The 26,992-nt window shown below is 52.1% G+C and carries 20 protein-coding genes and 1 pseudogene; 11 read left to right on the top strand and 10 right to left on the bottom strand.

The features are described from left to right. The first annotated feature begins 346 nt into the window (after nt 1–346). Nucleotides 347–1,861 carry a hypothetical protein gene (locus VHE34_RS09660; RefSeq protein WP_325587174.1) on the top strand — a complete coding sequence of 505 codons (1,515 nt, stop codon included), beginning with the start codon at nt 347–349 and terminating at the stop codon, nt 1,859–1,861. Nucleotides 1,862–1,871: 10 nt separating this feature from the next. Continuing rightward, a complete protein-coding gene (locus VHE34_RS09655; protein ID WP_325587172.1) occupies nt 1,872–2,666 on the top strand; it encodes a glycosyltransferase in 795 nt (264 codons plus the stop codon). Between the two features lie 102 nt (nt 2,667–2,768). Here VHE34_RS09655 and VHE34_RS09650 read toward each other — a convergent pair. From VHE34_RS09650 to VHE34_RS09640, 3 genes and pseudogenes are all read right to left on the bottom strand, one after another. After that, nucleotides 2,769–2,990 (bottom strand): annotated as a pseudogene (locus tag VHE34_RS09650) (IS1 family transposase); the annotation flags it as partial. A 453-nt stretch (nt 2,991–3,443) separates the two neighbouring features. Further along, nucleotides 3,444–4,907, bottom strand: a complete 1,464-nt coding sequence (locus tag VHE34_RS09645; protein WP_325587170.1) for a RagB/SusD family nutrient uptake outer membrane protein — start codon at nt 4,905–4,907, stop codon at nt 3,444–3,446. 27 nt (nt 4,908–4,934) lie between these two features. Further along, complete coding sequence (locus VHE34_RS09640) at nt 4,935–8,279, bottom strand: SusC/RagA family TonB-linked outer membrane protein (protein WP_325587168.1); 3,345 nt, start codon at nt 8,277–8,279, stop codon at nt 4,935–4,937. Nucleotides 8,280–8,872: 593 nt separating this feature from the next. Between VHE34_RS09640 and VHE34_RS09635 the strand changes: the two genes are divergently transcribed. Continuing rightward, nucleotides 8,873–9,250, top strand: a complete 378-nt coding sequence (locus tag VHE34_RS09635) for a hypothetical protein (RefSeq protein WP_325587166.1) — start codon at nt 8,873–8,875, stop codon at nt 9,248–9,250. A gap of 76 nt (nt 9,251–9,326) precedes the next feature. On the opposite strand, the gene VHE34_RS09630 is transcribed toward VHE34_RS09635, so the two are convergent. From VHE34_RS09630 to VHE34_RS09620, 3 genes are all read right to left on the bottom strand, one after another. Then, a complete protein-coding gene (locus VHE34_RS09630) occupies nt 9,327–12,542 on the bottom strand; it encodes a SusC/RagA family TonB-linked outer membrane protein (protein WP_325587164.1) in 3,216 nt (1,071 codons plus the stop codon). 185 nt (nt 12,543–12,727) lie between these two features. Then, nucleotides 12,728–13,972, bottom strand: coding sequence for a FecR family protein (locus VHE34_RS09625; RefSeq protein WP_325587162.1), 1,245 nt, complete (start codon nt 13,970–13,972; stop codon nt 12,728–12,730). Nucleotides 13,973–14,030: 58 nt separating this feature from the next. Beyond that, entirely contained in the window at nt 14,031–14,603 is a 573-nt protein-coding gene (locus VHE34_RS09620) for an RNA polymerase sigma factor (protein WP_325587160.1), read from the bottom strand. Nucleotides 14,604–15,259: 656 nt separating this feature from the next. Here VHE34_RS09620 and VHE34_RS09615 point away from each other — a divergent pair. The 3 genes from VHE34_RS09615 to VHE34_RS09605 all read left to right on the top strand — a co-directional run bounded on the left by VHE34_RS09615 (nt 15,260) and on the right by VHE34_RS09605 (nt 17,814). Next, entirely contained in the window at nt 15,260–15,892 is a 633-nt protein-coding gene (locus VHE34_RS09615) for an RNA polymerase sigma factor (protein ID WP_325587158.1), read from the top strand. 84 nt (nt 15,893–15,976) lie between these two features. After that, entirely contained in the window at nt 15,977–17,218 is a 1,242-nt protein-coding gene (locus VHE34_RS09610) for a FecR domain-containing protein (RefSeq protein ID WP_325587156.1), read from the top strand. Nucleotides 17,219–17,433: 215 nt separating this feature from the next. After that, nucleotides 17,434–17,814 (top strand): hypothetical protein, encoded by a 381-nt coding sequence (locus VHE34_RS09605; RefSeq protein ID WP_325587155.1) that lies wholly within the window; start codon nt 17,434–17,436, stop codon nt 17,812–17,814. Nucleotides 17,815–17,823: 9 nt separating this feature from the next. On the opposite strand, the gene VHE34_RS09600 is transcribed toward VHE34_RS09605, so the two are convergent. The 3 genes from VHE34_RS09600 to VHE34_RS09590 are packed head-to-tail and all read right to left on the bottom strand — an operon-like array spanning nt 17,824 to nt 22,783. After that, nucleotides 17,824–21,072 carry a SusC/RagA family TonB-linked outer membrane protein gene (locus VHE34_RS09600; protein ID WP_325587154.1) on the bottom strand — a complete coding sequence of 1,083 codons (3,249 nt, stop codon included), beginning with the start codon at nt 21,070–21,072 and terminating at the stop codon, nt 17,824–17,826. 11 nt (nt 21,073–21,083) lie between these two features. After that, complete coding sequence (locus VHE34_RS09595; protein ID WP_325587152.1) at nt 21,084–22,181, bottom strand: DUF4974 domain-containing protein; 1,098 nt, start codon at nt 22,179–22,181, stop codon at nt 21,084–21,086. Nucleotides 22,182–22,216: 35 nt separating this feature from the next. Next, nucleotides 22,217–22,783 (bottom strand): sigma-70 family RNA polymerase sigma factor, encoded by a 567-nt coding sequence (locus VHE34_RS09590; protein WP_325587150.1) that lies wholly within the window; start codon nt 22,781–22,783, stop codon nt 22,217–22,219. Nucleotides 22,784–23,054: 271 nt separating this feature from the next. Here VHE34_RS09590 and VHE34_RS09585 point away from each other — a divergent pair, with 271 nt between their 5' ends. From VHE34_RS09585 to VHE34_RS09565, 5 genes are all read left to right on the top strand, one after another. After that, nucleotides 23,055–23,615, top strand: a complete 561-nt coding sequence (locus VHE34_RS09585; RefSeq protein WP_325587148.1) for a hypothetical protein — start codon at nt 23,055–23,057, stop codon at nt 23,613–23,615. A gap of 20 nt (nt 23,616–23,635) precedes the next feature. Further along, complete coding sequence (locus VHE34_RS09580) at nt 23,636–24,292, top strand: hypothetical protein (RefSeq protein ID WP_325587146.1); 657 nt, start codon at nt 23,636–23,638, stop codon at nt 24,290–24,292. Further along, entirely contained in the window at nt 24,268–25,053 is a 786-nt protein-coding gene (locus tag VHE34_RS09575) for a sensor histidine kinase (RefSeq protein WP_325587144.1), read from the top strand. The genes VHE34_RS09580 and VHE34_RS09575 overlap by 25 nt, the downstream gene beginning before the upstream one ends. Before the next feature lie 175 nt (nt 25,054–25,228). Then, complete coding sequence (locus VHE34_RS09570; RefSeq protein ID WP_325587142.1) at nt 25,229–25,645, top strand: hypothetical protein; 417 nt, start codon at nt 25,229–25,231, stop codon at nt 25,643–25,645. Between the two features lie 4 nt (nt 25,646–25,649). Continuing rightward, the gene (locus VHE34_RS09565) at nt 25,650–26,033 is read left to right on the top strand and encodes a restriction endonuclease (RefSeq protein WP_325587140.1); all 384 of its coding nucleotides are present in this window, start codon (nt 25,650–25,652) and stop codon (nt 26,031–26,033) included. A gap of 275 nt (nt 26,034–26,308) precedes the next feature. On the opposite strand, the gene VHE34_RS09560 is transcribed toward VHE34_RS09565, so the two are convergent. Continuing rightward, on the bottom strand, nt 26,309–26,989 hold the full coding sequence (locus tag VHE34_RS09560) for a response regulator transcription factor (RefSeq protein ID WP_325587138.1): 681 nt from the start codon (nt 26,987–26,989) through the stop codon (nt 26,309–26,311). Nucleotides 26,990–26,992 lie beyond the last annotated feature (3 nt).

Genomic DNA, 26,992 nt, shown 5'->3' with positions numbered 1-26,992 from the left:
TCAAACCTTTTCCTCACTTTGACGACAGGCTGTCTGGCCGTCGCATCTTTCGCCTTTGCAAAATCTCATCAAAAAAGCTTCACCCAAGGATTTTGCACCAGAGCAGGTAATGGCCATCTATGCACCGTAGTCACGGCATCTGTAAACGGCAACTATGGAACGATAGTCTCCGGGAATAAGGCAAGATGTGTAAGCGGCAAAACAGCACATACCCAACTCGCCAACAAGGCTTGCGGGCATACACTCTACACTCAGTCAGCCGACTAGTTCGATTTCGCTCAAATCTCAAGAGAGGTATCGGCAAGTCCGATACCTCTCTGTTGTCTAACAACTTAAAGAAGAAATAATGAAACCCAAAAGTCGCTTGAGTACTCCGGCTGTTGGTGACTTAGCTTCATTCGCCAGCTTTCTATTGAGCAAAAAGAGATCGGGCAGTACTGTGATACTTGCTGTCTCAATTTGCCAGTTTGCCGTCTTTAAGCTCCTTTACCCTTTCCCAGACTTTTTCTCGGACTCGTATAGTTACATTTACGCAGCTAACGACCGTCTGGGCGCAAATATTTGGCCCATCGGCTATTCGAAATTCCTGCTGATTTTCCATTGGCTAACGCATTCGGCAATGGCGCTGAACCTGTTTCAATATCTTTTCTTCGCATTATCAGCACTTTATTTCTACCGAACGGTGGAATTCAACTTCTCTCCCGGAAAAAAGACAAAGCTAATTCTTCGGATCTTTCTATTCTTCAACCCACTCAACCTATTCCTTGCAAACTTTGTATCCAGCGATGGACTATTCGCAGCAATTAGTCTCCTTTGGCTAACAGAATTGATCTGGATTATCTACCGTCCAAACATTTTCCATCTTATCTTTCTGTCAACCACGTGCTTTGTCGCATTCACATTTCGATATAATGCAATGTATTATCCACTAATTGCCGTCCCTGCCTTCCTTATTGGAAATACGAGCATTACCTTCAAAGTTCTCGGTATAACCTTGGCGCCGTTACTGATAATTCCATTCATCGCATATTCTTCAAATGCGGCAAAGGAGATGAGCGGAACACCACAATTTCCTCCCATTCTCGGAGGTTGGCAATGGGCAAATAATGCACTCTATATTCGCGAATATATCAACGAAGACAGCACAAGGTTTCCAAGCCCCCAGATGTCCGAGCTAGACCACATTGCAAGAGGATTCTATCGAATCGTTCCACCGAAAGACAGGGAACTCCCCTCGTTTGTTGGGAACTTCTTTATCAAAGTCCCATATGCGCCCTTAAAAGTATATATGGCCCGGCATTTTGAGGATACTAGTGACTTCTCCCAGGTAGTAGCATGGGCCAAAGTGGCCCCTTTATTCAAACAGTATGGCCTTTATATCATTAAAAGGCACCCGCTCCCATTTTTCAGATATTACTTACTTCTGAATACAAAAAATTATTTTCTGCCGCCATTGGAAAAATTGGAGATTTATAATCTTGGTGAGGACAAAATGTCACGAACAGCAGTGCGGTGGTTCGACTATTCCGACAACCGGGTCTGGGCAATTTCAACAACCTTTCATGGTTACCTATTCGCCGCCTTCCCCGCCTTCTTCCTTCTATTGAATCTATTCTTCGCTTGGAATATCACTACATTTATCCGACGTAAGGGCTTCTCCCGATCGCCGATATCATTTGCATATACCATCGGACTAGTCACCGCTTTGGTGGCAATGAACGCGGCTTTTAGCGTCTTCGCAAACATTGTAGTCTTTCGGTACCAGATATTCCCGATGTATACTCTCCTCTGGATTGTACTTCTTACCACCGACTATATTGAACAACGACACGTCCCTTCGTTGCAGAAAAATTCGAAATAAGATACAGCTTATGCCAAAAATCACCATCGTTATCCCTTGTTATAATGAGGAGACACGGCTCCCGGTTCGAGAATATAGGCGATTCCTTTTTAATGCGGCTCTCGACATCTACTTTGTAAACGATGGCAGCACAGACCGAACAATCCGTCTTTTAGAAGACTTGAAAGATCAATTCCCCTTACAGGTAAAGATTCTGTCTCTTGAAAAAAATGTAGGTAAAGCAGAAGCGGTCCGAAGAGGGATTCTCGCGGCCAATACATTGGACAAAAACGACATAATTGGCTTCATGGATGCTGATCTATCTACACCTTTCGATGAAGTGGATTATTTTATTCGTGAATTCGGCAATCCCAGAATTCATTTCGTCTTCGGATCGAGGTTCTCCCGTATTGGTGCGCAAATCCGTCGCTTCAATCATCGCCACTATTTCGGTCGTATTGTTGCTACACTTGTCAGCGTTTACCTCCAAATTCCAATCTATGACAGCCAATGCGGGGCGAAATTCTTCCACGTCGGGTTCGCAAGGAAGCTTTTTATGGAACCCTTTGTTTCCCGATGGCTTTTTGATGTCGAGATCTTCAGAAGAATCGCCCTTTCGAATATGAAAGTTCAGGACTGCGCCCTTGAGCTACCCCTGCACACCTGGATAGAGAAGGGAGGATCAAAAATAAGTTTCAGCGACTACCTGAAACTCCCACTCGAGTTTTATAGGGTTTTCCGCCATTATATCAGAAAAAGGAACGCATACGCCATATACAGGCTTCGATGGACGAACCTCAGTACCCTTACGACAATCTACAAATAAAAAGAGAGAATGAACAATCATCGGTAGTGTCTCAGTTTGAAAGTTACTGCATAATCCCATCGGTCAAATTGACCAAATCTTCAAGGGTCAAAAACCGCTTGCTTAACCCGCTGCCCTAGCCGGGGTTGCTTTCAGGGTCTCATGCCGCTTTGCGAAGGTATAGTAAACAAAGTGTAATGCGACAACGTAGCCTTGGTTCTCGACCTTTTTGGAGAATCCATTAGTCAGGTGTGTGAACCGGCTCATGTGCATCCGCATCGTCAGGCATTGCCGCTCTACGTGGCTGGCGGAAATGAACTTCGGGTCGGGCTGACCGTAGACGGCTTACTTCTTACAGCCCGCGCATTCTGCCGGCCGTATCTGTGTTCGTCACCGTGACCGGTAGCGGGGCCATAGACCTTTACAACAGGTTTTCCAGTTCACGGTAAACGCCTGTATTATGCTCACGCCGCCTATACGCCGGATGTCGCAGCATCGGTAATCAGGTGCCCTTGCTGCTTGTCCCAGAGATGCTACTGGACCCTGGTTTTGACATCGATTCATACTCTTGACGCCTCAGATGACAGTTCACTTCTGTTCGACTTCTTAATACACACCTGACACGCAATCATGCCTTTCTCTTTGAAGCTCACTCCCAGCACTCTTAATGACAGCAGCAAAAGTTGGTTTGGCCGCCGCTCCTTAAAGCCGCGCCGATGGGCCTACCATCATCGTCTACCGAGCATTGAACATTTAAAATCAAAGAACTAATTTGAATCTAACATTCATTCAGAACACTCAATAGCCGGTATTCTGTGTCATACTTGCATCATTACTTATTTCGCTTTGAGGTACAGGGAGCAACTGATCCGTACTGGACCATGAGCCTCCTTTGGCCTCGCAAGCTCCTCCTGCGCCTCCCATTACCCCGTCGCTATTTCCAGTTCGCTTGAGATCCAGCCAGCGATTTCCCCATTCAGTAAACAGTTCTATCTGACGTTCATGTAAGATGGCGGCTAACAACGATTCTTTATCGGAGCCTCCATTGTAGTCCGGCAGTCCTGCACGTTCCCGGATTACATTCAGGTCCGCGATCGCTCCCGATCCATTTCCTTCTTCAATCCTCGCCTCAGCGCGGATTAGGTATTGCTCTGCCAATCTCAACATCATTGTATATTCCGTGACTGAAGATGGATCCGTTGCCGACTTGTTGTAAGATTGATACTTATACGGGAAATAATACTTCGCAGAACCGACAGACCGGGTTCCCACCCATTGCACCTTACGCTGATCGTTAGGCTCAAAACTACTCAACAATTGGGAGCTTATCGTGGCTGAATTGGTAGATCCCTTTGTTGGCGCACCCTTAAGGTAAAAGTCAAACCCGTCATATGTAAAGAAATTGGCGGGCAATGGCGGTGCCAATTGCCAGATAGCTTCTGTGCTGTTTGCCTGAAACACATAATTATCTCCTGCCGCGGCCGACAAATTGGTGCAAAGGCTGTAGTGCGACGTGTTGTTAATGACAAGGTTAGCCTCTATCTCAGCAGAATCATATTTCTGCGTATAAAGGAATACCCTTGCCAGCATCGCTGCCGCAGCACTCTTTGTTGGTCGGACTCTGTCGGTTGTTACTGTCGTATCGCTTGCATCGACATATTCAGCGTTTAGCCCGGAATACGCATCCTCCAAATCGCTGACGATTTGCCGATAGACCTGGGCTTGCGGCGCTCTGCTCATCGATCGGTTCACAGTATAGTCAGTCGTCAAGACCAACGGCACATCGCCGTAAAGATTGGTGAGATAAAAATGCCAAAAAGCACGAATAAACTTCGCCTCGCTAGTGAGCTGTACAGCAATTGGAGCATAAATACTCTTATTCTGCCTCAACCCACTAATCACCGCATTCGCCTGGTAAATATAAGAGTAGGCGTTCTTCCACGGACCAGGGTTATTAATTGGCAATAAGGCGTTCGTGTAATACTGAACCAGCGTCGGAGACGTCGAATAATTTTTCAATTCGTCACTCATCAACCCGGTGCACTGAGCCATGTTCCAGGACTCTTGGAACATCTTTATATAAATCGCAAGTTGCGCCGAAGTTGCAGCTGCACTGCTGTTGAAGACGCCGACCGTCACTAGCTGAGTAGTGGGAGGACCGATTTGAACAAACTTCTTGCACCCCGTCATGACGACACCCAAACTAAAGAGGCCTATAGGCAAATTTTTTAGAAAAAATTGCCGGTGAATATTTCTCATCATTCGAAATTTAATCGTGTATTAATCAAATTACAAGCCCACCTGGAATCCCGCTGCGATCATCCGGATTGGGGGCAGGCTCAAATTACCTGAGGATTCAGGATCGAGTCCAACGTATCTTGTGATCGTAAATAGATTTTGTGCCTGCAAATATATCCTGGCAGTCTGCAAATGACACTTAGATCTCCATCCGGCAGGCAGGTCATAGGAAAATTGCAGGTTCTTGAGACGAAGAAATGATGTATTGGTAAACACTCCGTCACTCGCGCCGAATAGGGCATAGGAGCTATTTGCTGTCCCATAGTCTGTTCCAAACGCCTGCGTCCCTGTCAGATTTCCTTTTCCTTGCCACCGGGCAAGGACCGCAGTGGGTTGATTGTAATTGAACGAGCCGGGAGCTAGTCCAAATGCATGCTGATATCCATATCCAGTTTGGTCTACATACTGCAAAAGAAAATCCAAAGAAAAGCCCTTATAAGATACCCGATTTTGGAGTCCGCCATAGAATCGTTGAGTGACAGGCCTGGAAACGATCAGATCCTGCGGATAGGAAGGTACACCGCTGGCGTTCTTTGTGGCAAAGATGTAATTCCCGTTCTGCGGATCAACTCCGGTATTGTGATAAACCTTTTGAATAAAGAGGGATTGACCAATTACATACCGGTTCTTGTAGGCAGCAAAATTGGCTAAATTAGGAAACGAAACCAGTTTGTTATTCGGCATCGTTGCATTTATTGAGCTAGCCCATTCAAAGTCCTTCGACTTGATGTTGACAGTATTCAGCACAATCTCCGTTCCTGTATTCTGAAGCACCGCAGGCAGATTATATTGTATGCTGGCAAAACCACTTAGGTATGGGAGAGACAGCCCAACCAGCTGATTTCCCGTTCGATTCCGAAAGTAGCTGACCGACAACATGATCCGGTCTTTTAGCAAGCCAATTTCTACCCCTCCTTCCAGTTTCTTTAGCACCTCCCAAGCAAAAAATGGATTAGTTAATCGTGTGGGAGCAAGCCCCGTAATCCCCTGATAGGTCGTCGAGGAAAACGTACTATAAGTACTAAGGAATTGATAATCTAGGATTTGATCATTGCCGCTTGTCCCATAACTTGCCCGCAGTTTTCCAAAACTAAGGAACGGCAGGAGGCTTTCGATAAACTTTTCTTTTGAAAAGATCCATGCCGTTCCTACGGCTCCGAAATTGCCGAATTGCTTGCCAGGTCCAAAACGACTACTACCGTCCCGACGGGCAGTTAGATTTAAAAGGTATTTCTCCCGCCAATTAAACCCAATACGCCCATAAACCGCTGTGTATCGATATAGAATATTATTTGCTCCCAACAGGTAGATATTGGATGCGGCCTGCGGATTGGATATTAGGTCATCGCTTACAAATCCACTGGCGGACTGTGTTATGCTTTTCGTCTTATTCTCCTGAAAACTACTACCCACCAACATCTCCAACTTTCCTGATCCGATTGGGCGCTGGTAGCTTATCTGAGGCTCAATGATCCATGAGGAAAATGTAGTATTGGCAAAGGTATTCCTTCTAAAGGATGGGTCTGCGTTATAGGGTGGCGCTAACGAGGTCGAAGGATTCAATCCGGTTTCATTCATCTCATTGTGGTTATAGCCCAATTCGCTTCGCAACTCGAGACCCGGCAATAGCTGGTATTTTATGCCTAGGTTCGCAATGAGATTGTTCGTAGCAGAATTTGCAGTTTGCCGTTCTAATGCCTTCGTATTGCTATAAAAAGTTGGAGTGCCTTGAAAAACCTCCCAATTTATGTTACCAAATTTGTCAAGCAACGGTGGGGCATCCGGGGCATTTGTGATATAGCTTGTAAAATCCGCTGTGGGAAGGTTGTTGTTGTCATCTACGTAGCTGGCGGTCAGGGTCGCACCCAGGCGGTGATTGGCGGAAGTGTGGGTCAAATTGAAATGCCCCATAGCCTTCTGATCCGAATAGCTGCCGGGAAAAACCGTACCCTGTTTACTGTATCCGCCGCCAAGAACAAACTGGGTGTTGCTGTTACCACCCGATAATGTTCCCTGAGCATTGGTGAAATGAGCCGTATTTCCAAATACCACTTTCTGCCAGTCCGTATAGTGTGTAGTATCCCAGACTCCATTTATATCAAAATCCATATTTCCAGCATCGGTGTTGATGTCCGGATATGGCAATCCTTCATTTTGGAATGCTTCCCGGCGCATGGCTAAATATTGTTCTGTTCGTAATAGCTTCATCTTGTGCGCGACCATCCCCGCTCCGGTAAAAACATTTGCATCGAACCGGGTTCCCCCCGTCTTACCCTTTCTGGTAGTTATCAGGATAACCCCATTCGCTCCTCTCGACCCGTAAATTGCTGTTGCATCAGCATCCTTCAATACTTCCACGCTCTCGATATCCGATGGGTTCAAACTATTAAATGGACTAACACCACTTCCGTTGGTATTGCTATTAGCATTCCCCCCTCCCAAGGCAGAAATCGAAGTAACTGAACTGGACAAAGACAAAGCGCTAAACGGTACTCCGTCGATGATATAGAGAGGATCATTCCCATTTGCAATGCTATTCTGGCCTCGAATGCGGATTACGCTGTAAGCTCCAGGCATCCCAGAGGCCTGCTGTATCACCAACCCCGGCACTCTTCCTTCCAAGGCGAGGATTGGATCGCTTACTGGCTGTTTTTGTATATCCTCCCCTTTCACTGTATAGACATCTCCGGTGTTCAACCGCTTTGTCGTGTTGTAGTAACCCTTCACGACCATCTCATCTAATCCATTTACGGCCTGCTTCAAACGGACCGCTAAGAGCGCCTCGCCTTTCATCACGCGCAACACTTCAACCCGTTTCTCATATCCGATACTAGTCACCTCCACCCTGTATTCCCCGTCGGGAACGCCCTTTACTAAAAATCGTCCGTCCGCGTCTGTCACCCCTTGTCTCTTTACACCCATCATCACCACTGTAGCTCCCACAATGGGTACCCCCACCTCTGATTGCACAATGACAGTAATCACTCCGTTATCGTTTTCCCTTGCCGAAATTGCCGGCGCCCCAACCGGAACGGGCTTTTCCACCTCCCTCTTCACAAATATCGTCCGATCCTGTATCGCAAAATCCAACCCCTGACCCTTCAACGTAATCCGAAGCACGTCTTCAACCGACGCATCCTTCATCTCCACCGTCACCGGCTTCGTCTTCTGCAACAAGCTCGCATCATAAAAGAACACATAATTCGTCTTCTTCTCGATCTCCGCAAAGATCTTCTCCAACGACCCGTTCCTCACATTAATGGACAACCGCTGAGCTACGCTCCCGGCGCTCACCTGCAGAAAGGCGGCTACTAATAATATTCCAGTTAGTTTCACGACTCGTAATAGGGTTTTACCGGTTTGTCGGTCCTTTGAAAGTTTAGGGATTGTAAGAGCCCCTAATGGCTTACGGCAACCAGCCGGCCCCTCCAATGGGGACAGACCATTAGAATTAAAATACATATATTTGTGTAGATTGAGTGTTAAGTAGCGATTATTTGACACCAAAGAGGCTATTCGCAGTAGCCTCTTTTCGTATAAGGCTTCTTAAGATGGCTCGTAATGGATATACCGCTGCAGGGTGAACTTTAGCATGTTAGGTTGATTTTCAGGTTAATAGATCGGATGCCCGGCGAACGCAAACATTCGACGGGTCTAACAGCATAGGCGGCTTAATGAAATGGTCCAAATAAATGAGAAGACAATGCAGAAGTTAGGTCAGTTCTTCAGGAGGAGATTTGGAGTATATCAATTTTACGCAGGAACTATATTCGTAACTATGGTTTGCACCAAAAATCTTTAAACTTTTTTAACCTCCTCCCTCATTCATTTCCATTGATTTAATTAATTGTTACCATTTTTTAACCCCGCTTAGGTCCCCGCATTCCCTTCGCATACATACCTGCTACTTTTACTTAAAACCTTATAGTATGAAACGCTTATCAACCGCGCTCGGCGCCCTGGTCTTCCTCCTGGCGCTCACCGCCATGAGCTTTACCGCCAAACACACACCTTCATCAAGATCAACGATCACTTCTTCCAAACCCGCCGCCAAAAAAGCCCGCGACGTAGCCTATTACTTTTACGATCTAAACGACAACTATGTCGACCACGCCACAGCCGCCGACGAAGAGTACCGGCTCGAGAACATCTACTTCGTCCTCGTCGACCAGAATCCCTCCGGCGGCGACAACCTCGAATATGGCTATGTCATGCCCGGAAAGCCCCACACCGGCTTCGTCGATTGCTTCCTCTATGGCCACTTCGGCTCACTGGCATACTCAAACGCCAAAGTCGCCCATCGCTAAGGACCGATCTGAGGCGCCAGGCTAAAGCACCAGGCCAAATCACCGGCAACAAAGCCCAAAAACAAAACGATAACGGCTACCGAACAACACCCCGGTCCGCCACTCGCGACGGACCGGCCTTCTTTCCAAACACCACGCTAAACCCCAACTCCACCACCCGCATCGGCGGCAACACGGTCGGGTCCTGCGTCTCGGGATCCGTCACCGGGAATCGTGTCACCCGGAACAGATCTTCACCCCGCAGATACAAGGTTATGCCCTCCACACCCCGCAGCCGCGGCAACACCTTCCACCGGTAATACAACGCCGCCGTCTTCAGCCGCAGGTATGACGCGCCGATCACGTTCTCATCCGACCTGAGATATCTCTGCAAAGCCTGCCTCGCCATCGCATCCCCACCCGAGGTCAGCCGCTGCTGGCTCTTACTATCCCCGGCCCCTCGCCAATGATCCAGCCATTCCACCGGCCCATTGCTCAATTGAACCCCCTGCTCCACACCCGGGGCATTTTGCCTGGCCAACGCTGCCAACGGATTGGCGCCATTCTGCCTTCTCCACTCGACAAACAGCCGCAGCTCCAGCCGCCCGTATTGCAGGCTATGGGACCAACCTGCATACCATTTCGGATCCAGGCTGGGACCAGGCGCCAGGGCCAGCGCAGTCCCTACCCCCGATGCCTGGAACTGATACAACCCCGTATTCGGATCAACCCCCAGCAAATGATAACTCTTCGTCGCCGTCAACGAATGCCCCACCACCAGCGATCCCGCGAGCGATGTACTATCCAACAACGGAAAACTCTGGAGCCGATTGAAAGGCACCGTCACCGACAACTGCATACTCCACCGCAACCGCCCGAAATGCACCCCCTGCGCCAACAACTGAAACTCCAGACCCTTATTCACCACATTAGCCGCTACATCCCCAAAATGCGCAAAAGTTCGCCTCAAAGGATTGGCCAGGTAATAGATCAGCTGGTTGTCCGTCCAGCTTCGGTAAGCCATCGCCGTGAAGAACATCGAATTCCTAAACAACCCCAGCTCCACGCCCGCCTCGGCGCGATGATTTACCTCCCATTGCAGGTTCCGGTTGACCATCCCGGCCGTCGACGTATCATACAGTCGCGGGCTGATCTCCTCATTCCCCGTCGTCCCATAACTGGCTTTGATCTTCCCGAAAGAAAGCCCGCGAGCCTCGGGGCGCTCAGCCCGGAAGATCCACGCCCCACCCACACTCCAAAAATTCCCAAAGCTAAACCCCTGCCCGAACTTGGTGCTCCCATCCCGCCGCAAGGCCGCCGAAAGGATCAAGGCGCGCCGAAAGACATAGTTAGCTCTCGCAAACAAAGCGGCATACCGGTTGTCCACCGAGGCATTCGTCGCCCCGGGCGTCACATGCCCATTCCCATCGAGAATACCCGTCGTCGAACAATAGGCCGTCTGCTGCTCCTGCCAGGTGACGCCGGCCAACAGATCCAACTGGTCCCGCCCACCAAACAACGGTCCGTGATAACGAACCAATCCCTCGACGATCCCACTGTTATAATCGTTCTCATCCGTTGTCGTATCGTCCACAGGCGGCGTCGACAGGAAAGGTATCTGCCCCGCCACCGACAACAGGCTTTTCTCGCGGGTAAAGATGCCGTTGTACCCAACCCGCGCCTCCCCAAAAAAATGATCCGCAAACTCGTAGCTCAGATCTCCATGCGCCAGCACCGTTGCGATCTTCCCGCGATACGTATTATGCGTCAACGCGAGGATATTGATGAAAGGCATCGAGGGCGTGCCCCATTGGGGCACACCCGACGCATCGCTAAAGGCCGGCGTATTCGGCGCGAGATATTGATACTGGCTTAGGTCCTGCAACGGCAGGAAATCGTTCTCCTGGTTGTACACCGCCGCAACACCCAGTTTAAGCCGGTGATTCACCGACTCGCGGTGATAGCTGCCGTTGACGGAGAGATCCTGGTCGTAAAAATCCCCCGGGTACACCGCGGACTCTTTATGATATCGTCCGCCCATAAGCCACCGGTCGCGCTCTCCGCCGCCGCTGACCTCGACCCGGGCATTTCTCAAGACCCCGGTCCCACCCATCGTCGTCTTCTTAAAATCGATATACCGGGTGGGATCCCATTGGTACTGCTCCGGCAAACTGGTATCATTCACCGTCCGCCCATCGTTGAGGATGGCCTCCCGCCGCAGCCCCAAAAATTCCGTGGTATTCAACAGCCCGCTCGTCGGCACCGTCCGGCTGACACCCCCATTCACATCCGCCGTCCACAACACCTTCCCCGCACGCCCCTCCTTGAGCGTGACAAGGATCACCCCATTGGAAGCCCGGCTCCCGTATAACGCAGTCGCCGCCGCGTCATTCATCACCGTGATGCTGCCGATAGCCGACATCGGGATACCGTTCAACGCACTGGCGCCATTCGAACCCTGCGCCGAGCCACCGCCGATCGTACTGAGGGTCCCGTTCGTCGCCCACGGCACGCCGTCGACAATGAACAGCGGATCATTCCCCTGCTGGATAGAATGCCGCCCGCCCAACAACACTTCAAAAGCGCTGCCGGGTACGCCATTGTATTGCCGGATGCTGGCGCCGGGGATAAGTCCCTGCAATGCCTCGAGCAAATTGTTCACCGGCGCATCCCCAAGCGCGGTATCCCGCACCTCGAACGCCGTCGCCGTACTGAACCGTCGCGGCGTATGACCATATGGCGGATCATACGGCAATACCACGACCGCATCCAGCGGACCCGGAAGCTGTAACGCGATGTTCACCTCTTCTCGATTGGAAAGGACTTCGGTTCGTGAGACATAGCCGGAGAAGCTGATGGTCACCAAGGTCCTGAATGATCTCACCGGCAAGCTGAATACCCCCTGCTCATCGGTCAAGGCTGGCACTCCGCCGGCGGCAACCACCGTCGCACCCGCCAACGGCACCCCGCCGGCGCCGGTCACCCGCCCCCGCAAGGGAGTATAATGCAAACCCCCATCACCCCTGGCGATAATAACCGAGGTCGAATCCCCATTCGGAGTGACCCCCGCATCAAGCCCCGCCAGGCAGGCACGCAACGCCTTCTCCCAGCCGACATTCTCCAGTTTGAGGTCGATGGGTGGGATCCTGGTAAAAAGATCTGCCGGATATAAAAACGAATGGCCCGTCTTCCTGCTGATCTGCCTCAAGGCAGAATCCATCGTCACATGATCCACCCGCCAATTGAACACGCGCTGGGCCATACCGGGCCGGATCAGCAACAACAGCACCACGGACCAGGCCAATACCCTCATAAGGCCTGTATTATCTTGGTAAATAGGGGACTATAAAACAAAGAATTCCCGGCCCTCATGGTGAAAGGACCGGGAAGATCAAGGAATAGGATTAATGGTTTATGGCTAAAATGTCTTTTTCCAGGGTTCTCTATTTCTTTAATGCAGCGATCGATGCATTCAACCAGTGCAATTGCAAAATATTTTTAGCTACCCGGCTCCACATAGATCGTATCCGCCACACTTCGCAGTACCGCAGACCGGCCCTGCACCTGCTGCAAGGCCTGCAACGTATGCTCCATCGACTCGCCACGCGGCAACTTACCCGAAACCGGAACGCCCGGCACACCCCTGGCAAACACCACATTCATCCCATACCATCCGGCCACTTCCTCGATGGCATCAGCCAAAAGCGTATTCTGGAATTCGAAATAAGGACTCCTCGCCGGCGGCCGCGCCCAGCCCGGGATATGGCCATGCGGTCCCAACGCCTGCAGCTGCAACCCCCGCTCGTCCGTCATTACCGCACTCCGGTCAGCCATCAACAAGAGACTGTCCTCCTTTCGGTTAACCCGGAGTTTCCCGGTATACAGATCCACCTTACCCCCCCGTTCCCCGGGGTAGCTTCGTACGTTAAAGGAAGTCCCCAACACCGTCAGGCTTTCACCCTTACCGGTCCAGATCCTTAACGGGTGGGCCGGGTCATTGTGCGCGATCGCAAAAAAGGCTTGCCCCTCGACAACAGGTTCCGGTCCCATCCGCAACGGCACTGAGTAGGCCAATCGGCTATTCGTGTCCAGCGACACCCTGCTTCCGTCCGGGAAACGCAGCTGGAAGCATCCGGTAAACGCCCGACCGATATGAATGCTATGGGTAACCGCCTGCATCGCACCGTCGCCTCCCGTTATTTTCGCATATGCAACACCAGCAGTAGTCCGGATGATGGACAGGCCCCCGTCCTCGGCGATCCGATCGCCAACCCGGGCGGCCGTCGGATAAACGAGCCGGCCATCACTCAATAGCAATACCACCATGTCATTCTCACCTTCCGCAGCAGCCGGCATGAACGGCGCCCGGTTCACGGCGGCAACAATAGCATCGGTCCGCCGCATCCCAAACCATACCCCGCCGCCCACCAACCCAAGCACGATCGCCGCGGCAGCCGGCCATTTCCAAACCTTCCAGCCGATACTGCGAACAGGCGTCTTCACCTCCTTCCTTTGCCGGATATGTTGCCGGATATTCTCCCACATCGCCTCCGTCGGCGCTTCCTCTATCTCCCGTTGATGCGCATCGCGCCATTCGGCGTCCTGCAGCTGCCCGGGTAGTCCGTCATGGACATCCGAACGCCTTCGCCACTCTTCAAGCACGCGCAACTCCTCATTGCTCAACTCTTGCTTGAGCGCGTACTTGACAAGGATAGCAACAATAGGATCTTGCTTTTCGGTCATAAGGAAGAAGAGAATTTAGTGAACCCGCATTGTAATACTAATGCAGGAAAGGCGAGGTTCAACCAGGTAATTGGGTATATTTTTTCCCGCCGGCGATCGTAAGATTTCGGCTATGGAGCTCCTTTCTGAGAAACGTCAGCGCCTGGGTCTTATGGTTGCGCACGGTTTGCGGGGCCAACTGCAAGCGCTTGGCCACCGCCTTGACATCGAGTCCCCGAAGCATCAGCAGTTCCATCACCATCTTCTGCTGCGGCGGCAGCTTTAACAACGCATCCCGGACGGTGGCATGCACCTGCTCCATGACAAGGACCAGGTCCACATTGTCATCCGCCTGCTCCGTCGTCAGCCGGACTTCATTCTCCGCCGCGATCGCTTTCCGGCGCGCCCGCTGGTGCATGAGAAAAACGCAACGGGTCATCCGGAAAAGATAATTGCGCAGATGATCTTCATCATTGAAACGGTCGCGTCGATCCCAGAGATTCCGGAAGACCTCCTGTGTAAGGTCCTGGGCGAGGATTTCATCCCCGCAAAGCTTTTTCAACGCGAGATAGACACTTCCGTTATATCGCTTATAATAGATGTTGAAGGCATCCTCGGACCCCGCAACGAGTTGTTGGAACAGGCTGTTCATACCCACAAGGTTGATGGCAAGGTTATTAGTAAGATACTGACATTCGACTGCTATTTATACGCATTCCCCGCAGTTTCCTAACGGGCAGAAAGGCCGGCCAACCACTACAAATACCCCCAAATTCTTTAAAACATTGAATACCAATAACAATTGCAACCGCCCGCCACGCCCGGTTTTTTTAAACAGATCAGGGGAAATTTGTATATTTGAATACAGAGACCTCACCCGTCAAGTCCTTCTTTCCCAGACTTTTCATGAATCGATATCGTCACAAAGCCCGTCGGCAGCACGGGGAACGGAGCATTCCACATATCCATCGACGGTAGTCGTATCTTCCCTACGTGAACACTCGTATTTTTTTATGAACATTGTAGTATTTTCACGGATAAATGCTTAGTTTTAGTTTGAAGTTTTGCATCAAAACGCAATTTTGTTGGCGATTTAATGCGAAACCTCGCCAAAAAGAATTTATTTGCAGTGCGACGGGCCCCAGCCCATCCTGCATGAAGAGTTCAAAGGTTCAATAACCACGATTGCTGCGTCCGCTTTCTCGCCTTGAAGAAAGTCCTAAACTTTTATCCTGTTTGATTATTAGCCATTAAGCGTTGGTATCGTGTACCATCGATATGTAAATCCGTATTTCATCCGTTAAAGGCATGCAGGCACCAAAACCAGGACAACCGGTTCGCGGCAACGAAGAGGCGATCATCATCTCCTTCCGGGAGGGCAACAAAGAAGCCTTCAGGATGGTGTATGACCAGATGGTCCGCCCCCTCACCTACTTCGTGGAGAATATCATCCACTCGCAGACCGACTCCGAAGACATCGTCGCCAACGCCTTCTACAAACTCTTCCACGCCCGCGCGGGCATGAAATCCTTCGAACATATCAAACGCTGGCTTTATGTCATCGTTCGCAACGAAGCCATCGACTTCCTCCGCCTCAAAAACCGCCAGCGCGAAAGCCAGCACGATCTTTCCTATCTCGAGACCGGCATCGAAGAACATGTCGAGACCGAACGCGTAAGGACAATCCTCCTGCAGGACATCCATAAGGAGATCGAAAAACTGCCCCGCCAGCGCAAGACGATCCTTCGCCTGTATTTCTTCGAACAGAAGAATACCTCCGAAATAGCCCAGATCATGCAGCTCAGCCCCCAGACCGTCCTCAATCATAAGACAAAAGCCCTCGATGCCTTGCGCAAAAGCGGCCTGAAAGTCAAATGGTTGATGGAAGGAGTCCCCGGTTTTGCCATTGCCATTGCCGCAGCCTTTTACCTATTGAAATAAGCAATTATTAATGAAACCTTAACCTGGCCGGTTGGTTAAAATGACAACCATATCGTGTTGGCCAGTGGTAGGGAATTATACGCCATGGAGCAATATATAGACATCGATCCTATTGTGACCAAATACCTTAGAGAAGAAACCCTCTCTCCGGAAGAACAAGCTGCCCTCGACGCCTGGATCAGCCAGGGCGAAGGAAGAAGCCGCATGCTCGAAGACCTCAGGAACGACCCAACATCCATAAAGGAAAAGCTGCTCCAGATGGAACAGATGGCCAACAACCGTATTTGGGACTCCATCGTCTCCCGCGTTCAGCAGGACGGCTATTGGAAAGACGAACCCGCCGTTCCAACCCTCCCCGCCAACGCTCCCGCCGCCCGCAACTTCGGCTGGCGCTACCTCATGGCCGCCTCCGTCCTTCTACTCATCGCCGCCGGAGCCTACTGGGCCCTCAACCGCACTCCCGCTGCCGCGCCTGCAGTCACAGCGCAGCAAACGCCCGCCGCCGACGTCGCCCCCGGCGGCAACCGCGCCACCCTAACCCTGGCGGATGGCCGAAAGATCAACCTCGACTCCAGCGTCAACGGCCTTCTGGCCAGCCAGGGCAACACCCGGGTCACCAAACTGTCCGACGGACAGCTCGCCTATAACAAAACATCGGAAGAAAAACCCCAAAGCCCGGCCTTTAACGTCCTGAGCACTCCGAGGGCCGGGCAATTCTCGCTCGCCCTCCCCGACGGAAGCCGCGTCTGGCTCAACAACGCCTCCTCCCTCCGCTATCCCGTCGCCTTCACCGGCGCCACCCGCGAAGTGGAACTCAGCGGCGAAGCCTATTTCGAAGTGGCAAAGGATGCCAACCATCCCTTTTTCGTTCATACCACCGGCGGCCCCGCAGGTCCCGCCACCATCGAGGTCCTAGGCACCTCCTTCAACATCATGGCCTATAACGACGAGAGCGCCGAACGCGCAACCCTCATCGACGGCAGCATCCGCTACATCCACGGCCACAACAGCGCACTCCTGAAACCAGAAGAACAATCGGTGCTCGACGCAACAGGAAACCTCAAGACCCTGTCAAACGTCAACGTCGCCGAGATCACCGCCTGGAAGAACGGTTATTTTCACTTCGACCACGCCAGCCTCGAGACCACGATGCGCCAGATCGCCCGCTGGTACGACATCTCCGTCGAATACAAAGGCGCCATCCCGCCTCAGCAGTTCGTCGGGAAGATCCAGCGCAACATGCCGCTCTCCAGCCTGCTGAAAGGCCTCACCGGCGAGCATATCCATTTCACCGTCGAAGGTAGAACGGTCCTGGTACAGCCATAAGGCGTCGCCGTCGACCGGGAAAAGACGCCGGCATGATCTGAATGACACCTCGGGCGCAGTCCCGACCCGAAAGGACATTTATCTATCCCCAAAAACAAGACTTCTTCCACCGCATTTATCATGCATGATCCCTGCTTACATTTATTTGTTCGCAGGGGATATCCCCATTTTACACTAGACGATTCTCATTATTTTGTAAACCTTAAAGATTAACCATGAAACGCTTATCCATTAGCCTGCCGGCCATCGCGCTGGCATTGGTCCTCATTTTGTCCGGTGCAACCACCACGCACTATGCAGCCGCCGCTCTCAACGCCACAAGCAATCACAAGGAAGCCGGCGCTATCAACCCAACCGCCGCCAGTCCGGCAGTTCACAACGACAAGGCAAAATTCGACACGTACTACTATTGGTACACCTACCCGGGTGACGCCTACGTCGACCACGAGTCCATCGCCATCGAAGAGTTCGAGTATTGGTTCTACTATGGCTGGAACGTGAACACCACTCCCGGGGGCACCCTGATCTCCAAGGGTTACACGCTCTATGGCACTCCGCACTCCTTCCCGCCATCGGTCTTTCTCTACAGACATTGACCGGCGACACTAGAACACCACGTGGATGCCTACTACAATGATCCGCATCGGCGGCAGAACGTTTGGATTTTGCGTTTCCGGATCGGTGACCGGGAAATGGGTCTTTGTCCATAGGTTCTCACCGCTGATGCTGATCCGTCCGTCCTTCACACCCAGTCGCCTGACCGACGCCTCCGGCAGCCGGTAGCTGAGAGTGACATTTCGCAGGCGGAGATACGAGGCGCCGATGCTCTGCGCATCGCTGTACTGGTAGGCCATATCACGCGCCATTGCGACCGGGTCACCCCCTGCGGTGAGGCGTTGGTGACTCGCGATATCGTCCGGCTTCCGCCAATGATCCAGCCATTCGACAGGCCCGTTACTAAGCTGTCGCTGCGTCTCTTGCGCTCCAGGTGCATGCACCTGGTCAAGCACGATCAGCGGGTTGAATCCGCGTTGCCGCCGATAGTCGAACAGCCACTCCAGCTCCCAATTGCCAAAGGTCAGGCGCTGGCTCCAACCTGCATACCAGGCCGGATCGAACCCCTTATTTGGCGCCATCTCTGAGGAGGAAGGAATTCCGCCGCTGTCCACGGTTTGAAAAGTATAATAACCGGTACCCGGGTCGACCCCGAGATAGTGATAGTTCTTGCTGACCGTAACCGACCGGCCTTCTACATAGGTGGTAGAGTCGGCCGAACCCGCCAGCCCCGGCCAGCGGCGGATGCGGTTCCTGGGCACCGTCAGCACAAACGACGAAGCCAGGCCCAGCCTTCCCAATCGTATCCGGTCCAGCTGTATCGACAGCTCAAAGGCCCTGTTTTCGATATTGATCGGCTGATCGTTCAAAAGATTCGGGATCCGGCTCACATCCATGATCGAGGCATTGATGAGCTGGTTAGCAGTCCATCCCCGGTTTACCGCCGCGGTAAGCAACAGTCGGTCCTGCCAAAAACCCAGCTCCAATGCCAGCTCCTCCCGGTAGTTCAGCTCCCAGTGCAACGGCAGTTGAGCCGGGATCACAAGCGGCGGTCCGCCAGTCCGGCCACGCACCGCTGCGATGCCTTGCGCCTCGGCCAGCAATTGGTCCTGCCGGGGCTCATTTCCGGTGGTCCCCAGGCTGCCTCTCAGCTTACCCTGGCTGAATATCTGGCTAAGAGTCTTGTTACGGGCAAAAAATCGTTCCCGGCTGAAGATCCAACCGGCGCCGACCGTCCAGAAAGTACCCCAGGGTTCCTTTGCCCCCAGCACCTCGCTTCTATCCCGGCGCAGCGACGAGGTGAACAGGTATTTGCCGGCGATGCTATAGTTCAGCCGGCCGAACACACTGTAATAACGGTAAGGAATACTGTCAGTCTCCGCAGGGTCTGCCGATCCTCCCCTGCCGGCTGCCAGTAGGGTATCGCTGGGATATGTCGTCCGGACCGATCGGTATTTGACATTCCGCCACTGATAATCGACGCCAAGCAAAGCATCCAGCGTCCCCGGCCCGACGGAGCCGAACCATCGCCCGATCGTCTCGGTCATCGTATGATGATACCGGTTATCGGCAGTGGTCACCGTGGCTGCCGTGTTGGGAAAAGTCGTGTCCTGTCCGGCCAGGCGCAGATAACCGTCCTCCGCCGTATGAATACCGTTGTAGCCCAGGTTCTCTTCGATAGAGAAGCCCTTGCCAAGCCGGTAGCTGACCTGTAAGTGGCCGAGCAGGGTGTGGGTCTTCCCCCGGTAGTCGTTGTTCTCCAGCGCAGGAATGTTCACAAACGGCAAGCCCGCCTGTCTCCATTGCGGGTTGCCCGCCTTGTCCGTAAAGGCCGGGGCATTCGGCGCCAGCCATTGATACGCGGTGAGATCCTCCGCGGGCAGATGACTCGCTTCCCAGCCGTAAAGCCCCGAAACCGCCAGCTTCAACCGGCCATCCTCGGATTGACCACGCCAGTGACCATAGAAGGACCTTCTTTCATCCGAGCTGGGTCCCGGGAAGACCGTCGACTCCCGATGCTCCTGCCCGGAAAGAAAAAAGGTGGAGCGGGCGCTTCCCCAACTGGCCTGAAGGCCGGCGTTGAACAATGGCGCCCTCCGGCCCATCGTGAGCTTTTGAAAATTCGATGGCCGGTTGGCGCCCCACTGAGCGACCTCCGGCACGGTGGTCGTATCACCTCCATCGTTCCGCACAGCTTCTTTCCTCAGCCCAACGAACTGGGCCGCGGTCAACAACCGGCTCGTTCTGACCGCTTCCTGCACGCCGCCACTGACATCGAAAGACAGCCGCAGCGGACCGGTCCTGCCCTTTTTCAGCGTGATGAGGATCACTCCATTACTCGCCCGGCTCCCATAGATGGAAGTGGCCGCGGCGTCTTTTAAAACCGTGATCCCGGCGATATTGTCCGGTGCGATAAAATTCAGGGAATTCGCACCTGCCAACCCCTGGGCCGTGCCCGAGGAAATACCCGTGAGGACCCCGTCCCTCGCCAGCGGCACTCCGTCCACGACATATAGGGGATCGTTGTTCTGCTGCAAAGAATGAATACCCCCGATAGTCACCGACTTGGCGCTGCCCGCAACGCCGTTGATATCCGAGATGAAGACCCCAGGCACCCTCGCCTTCAGGGCATCCTGGAAATTGCCGCAAGGCTCCTTGATCGAGCCGATGCCCGTGGTCGTAAAGGAAGCCCCGACATTCAGCCGCTTCGAGGTGGTCCCATAGGCAATGACCTCAACCGCATTGAGACTGTTCGCTTCGGCCTCCGTGAGAACGACCATTTGAAAAGCCCTGTTGTTTAACACGACCGTATCTTCCTTAAAGCCGATACAACTGACGATCACCGGTGTATTGAAATCCAGCACCCGAAGATGAAAGATGCCGTTGCTGTTCGTGACGACCGCCTTGCGGGTCTGACCGTTTGTCACCGTGGCTCTCTGGAGCGGGTCCATTTGCGTATTCACAACCGCTCCGTCCAATAAAGCATAAAGCCTTCTACCCACATGGTTGTCACCGGTCGGGAAAAGAATAATGCTGTTTCCCTGCACATTGGCTTTGACAGCCAGCCCCAACAGCCACTCGTGCAAAAGTTCTTTCACGGACATATTCGGATCGAGGTCCAGGGGCACTGCCGGGAAAACTCTCTCCAGCCAGGAAGGGTAGATGAGGGTATAATTACGCGCCTTCAATGCCTGCTCTATTTCCTTGAAGGAATAAGATCGTATCCGTGGCGCGGAAGATTGAGCGCTACAGAAAAGAGAACAGCTTAGCAGGACGATGCACACCGGAACTTTCAGCATTTTTGATCGGTTTAAAAACCCCGTTTTGTCCCGGCGCCCGAGACAAAAATGACTTTCTGATCCCATCGCAATTGGACAAAACCATTTTCCAACAGTCGAAGGGTATTGAGTACGCTGTCCGGCCGGGACGCCCGTACGAGTTTGCCGGTGATGGCAACCCCTCTCCATCTCCCCGGATTGGACACTTTCAATCCATACCATTCCGCCACCTCAGCAAGGACCCGGTCAAGTTCCGTATCGTTGAAAAGAAACCCGGGCGATTGGGCCGCCGGATCCGGCCATTTCCTCACCGGAGAATCCACCCCGGCGTTTTCGAACCGCCTGTTTCCCGCCAACCGCACCTGCTTCCCGTCCGGCAAATGAATGTCTATCGGTCCTTCCAGATGACTCAAAATACCTAAGAGCGCTTTCGTATAGTAAGAATAAGGATAGGCGACAGTATGCTCCATCTGCGGAATATCCCGCGAACGAGTCGCAACGACAGCGCTGCAATAGTGGAAAAGACTACCGGAGTCCACGGTCGCAGGCGCCGGAGTAAACTTTTTCATCCGGCGCTTCACCGGCACATCCGCATCAGCGGTTGGCCCAACTATGTCCACGGTCCGAAACACCGGAGTCCCCTCGCAGGGGATCATCTCATCCACTGGAGCGACTGCGAACAGAACCACACTCGGCCGGACACTCCCCTCTTTACTCTTTACGGACAACGAAGCAGGATACCCACTATCTTTAGACAAAGTCTGAACGACCTTCCGGTTGCCCGGAAGATCACAAAGCAGATCGCCACCCAACATAAGCAGCACCACAACCGCTGCTTTCGCAAGCCAGTACCGGGTAACGGAAGCCGGCCGGTTTATCCCGGAAAGCACCCCGGTTTCCTCGAGCCGCCGGCGGATATTCTCCCACACTTCAGCCGATGATGGAGCCTCCTCCAACTGTCGCCGGCGCTCTTTCTGGCGGAGGCGGCAATATAGCTTCTCCGGCAATTGCCGATGCTCATCAGACTGCTCCATCCACTTCTTAAGGAAGCGGGCCTCTGCTTTCTTCAACCGTCGGTTCCCGGCGTTCTTGATAAGGATCTCGACGATTCGACGATGATTGTCGGCCATATATTCGTTTGCATTCTCAAAAGGAAATCTCAGGCTCAGCCGCTAATCAGATAGCTCCAACCACCACCCGGATGATTCCGGCGCCAGCGATGGGCTTTGGAAATATACTTCTCGACGGTCTTGTGATCGATCCCCCTTTCAGCAGTAATAGTGCTAATATCCATATAAATAAAAAATCTCATTTCCACCACAATTTTCGGTTCCGGACTGAGCTTTTCAACGTATTTATAAAACTCCACGTCGGCCTCATTGAGTATCACGTCAAATTCATCCAGTACGGCTAACAGTTCCCGGGAATCCGGCATTTCGAAATTTCCCTCCTCGATACAGGACCGACCCATCAAATGCAGGTCGCCACATTCGCTGGCGGTATAATAAAGGAAGCCCCGAAGATGCTTGACAGTTGGGATGCTGGAACGATTGGCAAAAAGAAGAAGGAAGGTTCGCTCCATTAAATCCTGTGCCAACTGCCTGATACACACCTTTTGCAAAAGGAAATAAAATATCCGCAGACGGTAGTGGTCGACAAAAAACCTAAAAGCATCCTGGTCTCCATTACGGAATCGCTCGAGTTGCCTCGACAAGTTGTATCGTAAGGGCATAAACAGCAAAATTTGGTAAAAAACACAGTTCCACAGTAAATACAACCTGAAGGGTAGAGTTCTGTCAGATTTGGTATGATATATTTTTCCCCAAAAATTTGAAATTCAGGTGGTTACCGGCTCGAAAAAATGCGATTTCCGAAAAAGAACTGGCCCCCAAAGAAAAATGCTCATCCGCCGTCACAATAATAAACCGTGTTTTAACGCTTTCGCCAGACCGCAGGGTCGCTTATCTTGCGATCCATTACTAAACACCTAAACAACATCTTCCATGAAACGAACCATCCTCCTCAGCGCCATTGCGCTCACAGCTCTGTATTTTTCGTCCTGTAACAATGCCGGCACCTCCGCCGGCGCCACCAGCCCCACCGACTCGACCACCACAGGCGTCAGCGATCCGAACCGCTATCATGGCGGCGGACACTCCGTTCCCTGGGGCTATATCCAGCCCTGTATCCAGGCCTATGCCGACACCATGGCCCGCTATGGCATCAACAGCGACAGCCCGCGGCAGAAAATGACCCATTGCCCCGACTCGACCTACATGATCACCACCAGCGAGTACTTCCGGGCCGACAGCCTGATGGCCTATCTGAAGCAACAGATCGCGATCTACGATCCCAAAGGACACGGAGCAAACCTTAACTTCGTCATCTATCCCGGTATCCGTACCGCCCCGATGTTGACGTATACCGGTACGGCCACATCGTCGGCCGGACGTATCACCTTCTTTATCGTCCCCGACACCACTGGCCCTTCCGGCATGAAAACGATGCCAAAAGGCGGCGGTGGCGGAGGCTCCGGTTTCGAAGTGGGCAGCATTCAACCCTAAAAACCAAGTGACCTTAGATAATGACCTTATTGTACTTTCAATACTTCCAACTGCTCAGCCTTTTGCTCGCCATCGTGTGCCGCAAAGGGCTGAGCAGCTTTTCCATCGGTATCCTGATCCCTATATTACTGGTGGACAATATCTCGGACCTCCTCGGCGCTAACTATACGCGGCTTTTCCACTCTCCTGACAATTATTTCATATTTAATTTATACTATCTCGTCTCCACGCCGCTGTACCTGTACCTGCTGACGATCATGCTAAAAGCGGATGCCCGGGAACGCCGCCGCATTCTCTATGTCGGTCTCGCTATCGAGGCATTCCTCATTGCCAACTACTTCTTCGTCCAGGGGAAAATGCCGTTTAACAGCTTCACGGCCCTATTGGTAAATTTGACAAATTTCGTATTTAGCTGTCTCGTCCTCGCCCGTCTCGCCCTCCGCAAGGAAGAAGACAGCCATTTGTTGATCGATCCTTATTTCTGGATCAACGCCATGATCCTCCTGTTTAGCCTCGTATCGATGATCGCCCTCGGACTACAGAAATATATTGCGCTAAACCATATCCAAGTCGACGGGAAAAGCCTTTATTTTGCACTCATGCAGGCGGCCAACGCCGCTCTTTATACGGGCTACAGCGGCGCGATCCTATTATGCCAGATGCAAAGGAGCAAATAACCACCACCATTCTCGCAGTTATCTTCGTACTGCTGTTCTTCGGCGTCCTGTTCATATTCATGCTTTCTTATATCCACTATCGCCGCCGGCAGAATGCGCGCGAGAAGAAAGCCATGCAGGACCAGTTCGATCAGCAATTGATGCAGACCCGCCTCGAGATCCAGGAACAGACCTTTCGCTATCTCAGCGAGGAAATCCATGACCATGTGGGCCAACTGCTCAGCCTCGCCAAGATCCAGCTCAGCAGCGTCAGGGACACCGAACCCGTCGACCACGGCCTCGTCAAGGACGTCTATGCCAATGTCACCCGCGCCCTGCAAGATCTCCGCAGTCTCGCCAAAGGCCTCCACGCCGGCCATATCCGTCACTTCAGCATCCGCGAAGCCGTCGACGAAGAAGTGCAACGCATCCGCAAGGCCGGCGGCCTCAAGGTCTCCGTCACCTCCGAAGGCGAGGAAAAGAAAATAAAGGAAGAAAAACAGCTGATCCTCTTTCGCATCATCCAGGAGTGCCTCCAAAACTGCCTCAAACACGCCTCCGCCTCCAACATCAACATCGGCTTCACCTGGTATGCCGAACAGCTCCGCGTCCGCGTCCGCGACGACGGCCAGGGCTTCGACACCGAAAAAGCCTCTGCCCTCGCCGGTGGGCTTGGACTTGAGAACATCCGCAACCGGGCTTTGCTTTCCGGAGGGTCCAGTGTCATCCATAGCCGTCCAGGCGAGGGGACGACCGTGACGGTGCAGATACCGTATGAGTAACTCCTGCTTCAATCATTGGATTGGGAAGAAATGCTATATTTAAACACTAAAGCCTGATCCATGGAAGGGGAATTTAAAGTACGATTGAAGACATATGATTCCGAATTGGTAGTAAAAGCTTTCACAAAATACGCGCGATTCACTGTTTCTTGTCTACAATCGTGAAGGAACATTTTTGAAGGTCTATGTAGAAACCTTAAACCAGCAAGACCTGAATAATCTGAAGAACACACTCAACGAGTATTTCAAGAACATTACTGAAATGCTGGATAGAAAGAGGATAAAATGGTCCAAACCTCAAGCAACGATCCGGCTCGAGAACTGCCCTTTGACGGGCTTTGTGAAGACCAGGAAGCTCTATCTTAAGGGAATTATTGAAGACCAACGCGAAAAGCTATTCATCGTGCCCATTGGCTCGCTTCTGGCCTCATTCCTCGCAATTCATTGGAATATACTGGAAAAGGATGAAGCTTCCAAAGATCTAAAAAAAGCTGTAATTTCAACCCTGGAAGCCTATATTGGGTTATTGATATTGCTACTTATAGGCTTGATATTTGTTGGTAATAAAAGAGAGTTTACCTTCAAGATCTAAAAAAATGGCCAGTACAAATACATTCGATAAAGAAAGCCTGTTTGTCTCCCAGTTGATGGAGCAATTAGGCATATTGCATGGCGTAGAAGTAAGGAAAGCACCGGTTGCCGACTATGGTGTTGATCTCCTCGTCGTAGAACCCATCTCCGGAAAACGGATTGCCATCGAATGCAAAAGCGCAGGTGAATATGGAGAACTGCCGATCTCCACGATCTTACCCATAGCCCGATTGGTCAAAGATGATCCCAGCCAGCAGGTGATTCTCGTGAGCTTTTCGTCGGTGTCCAACCTGCTTTCCTCGAAATTGAAAGAATTGAAGGTTCCCGCACTTACCGATCCCACGGTAAAAGAAGTTGTAGATCAAGTTCAACTGGCCTTGTCAGCCTGACTTTTATCTTAATTATTCCCATCGTTCTGCGTGGTTTTGCCTGCGAATGACCGTCTGCGCACCTGGGCGCTCGCCCCACCGTTAAAACTCCCCGATTCCACCGTTAAAACACGGTGCAGAAAACCAAGCAATTATCCTTACTTCGCTGCCGGGTTGCACCCAATCAGTCCATTACCATTAAACCTTCCATGAACAACAACGGAGCCCAGGTCCGTCGCAGCACAACCAAACATCCCAACCCCTGATCCTTAAACCGACCATGCGCAGAATCAACTTTATCCTACCATCACAAGCCCGCTACGGATAGCGTAGAGGACAAGCCCCACTCTTGTCTTGACAGGAAGCTTCTCAAAAAGCGTATCCCGATACCCGTCCACCGTCCGGGGACTCACCCCCATCCTGTCGGCTATCTCCTTGTAAGTTAGTTCAGTGCATGAAAGCTTGAGGAACTCTATCTCCCGTTCGTTGAGATGGATCATCTGCTGCAGCTGCCCCTCGGGGTTGTCCAGGTCGTTCACCAGCCGGATCAACCGGCTCGTGATCATCTCGGATTGATAATACCCCTTCTGCTGCACGTCCGACAGCGCCTGCTGCAACTCGCCCGGATCGCTGTCCTTCAGGATATATCCCCGGGCGCCGCTCCGCAGCATCCGGATGATCGAATTCTCCGAATCGTACATCGATAGGGCCAGCACCTTTACCTGCGGAAACCGGCTCTTGATGATCATCGCGGTGGAATAGCCGTCCATCTCGGGCATATTGATGTCCAGCAGGACAATGGATGGGATCAGCCCCGCCTCCAGCTTTGCCACACACTGCCGCCCGTTGTCGGCCTCGAACAGGATGTCATGGCTCTGGAAATTGCGGATGATATTGGCCAGGCCATTCCGAAGAAGAATATGATCATCCACAAGCGCCACGGAAGGTTTAGGAAGACTGTCTGAATCCATATCCATTTG

Source organism: Puia sp., assembly GCF_035546395.1.
Lineage (GTDB): Bacteria > Bacteroidota > Bacteroidia > Chitinophagales > Chitinophagaceae > Puia.
The sequence above is the reverse complement of the archived record's forward strand: the minus strand, read 5'-3'. Positions and strand labels throughout refer to the sequence as shown.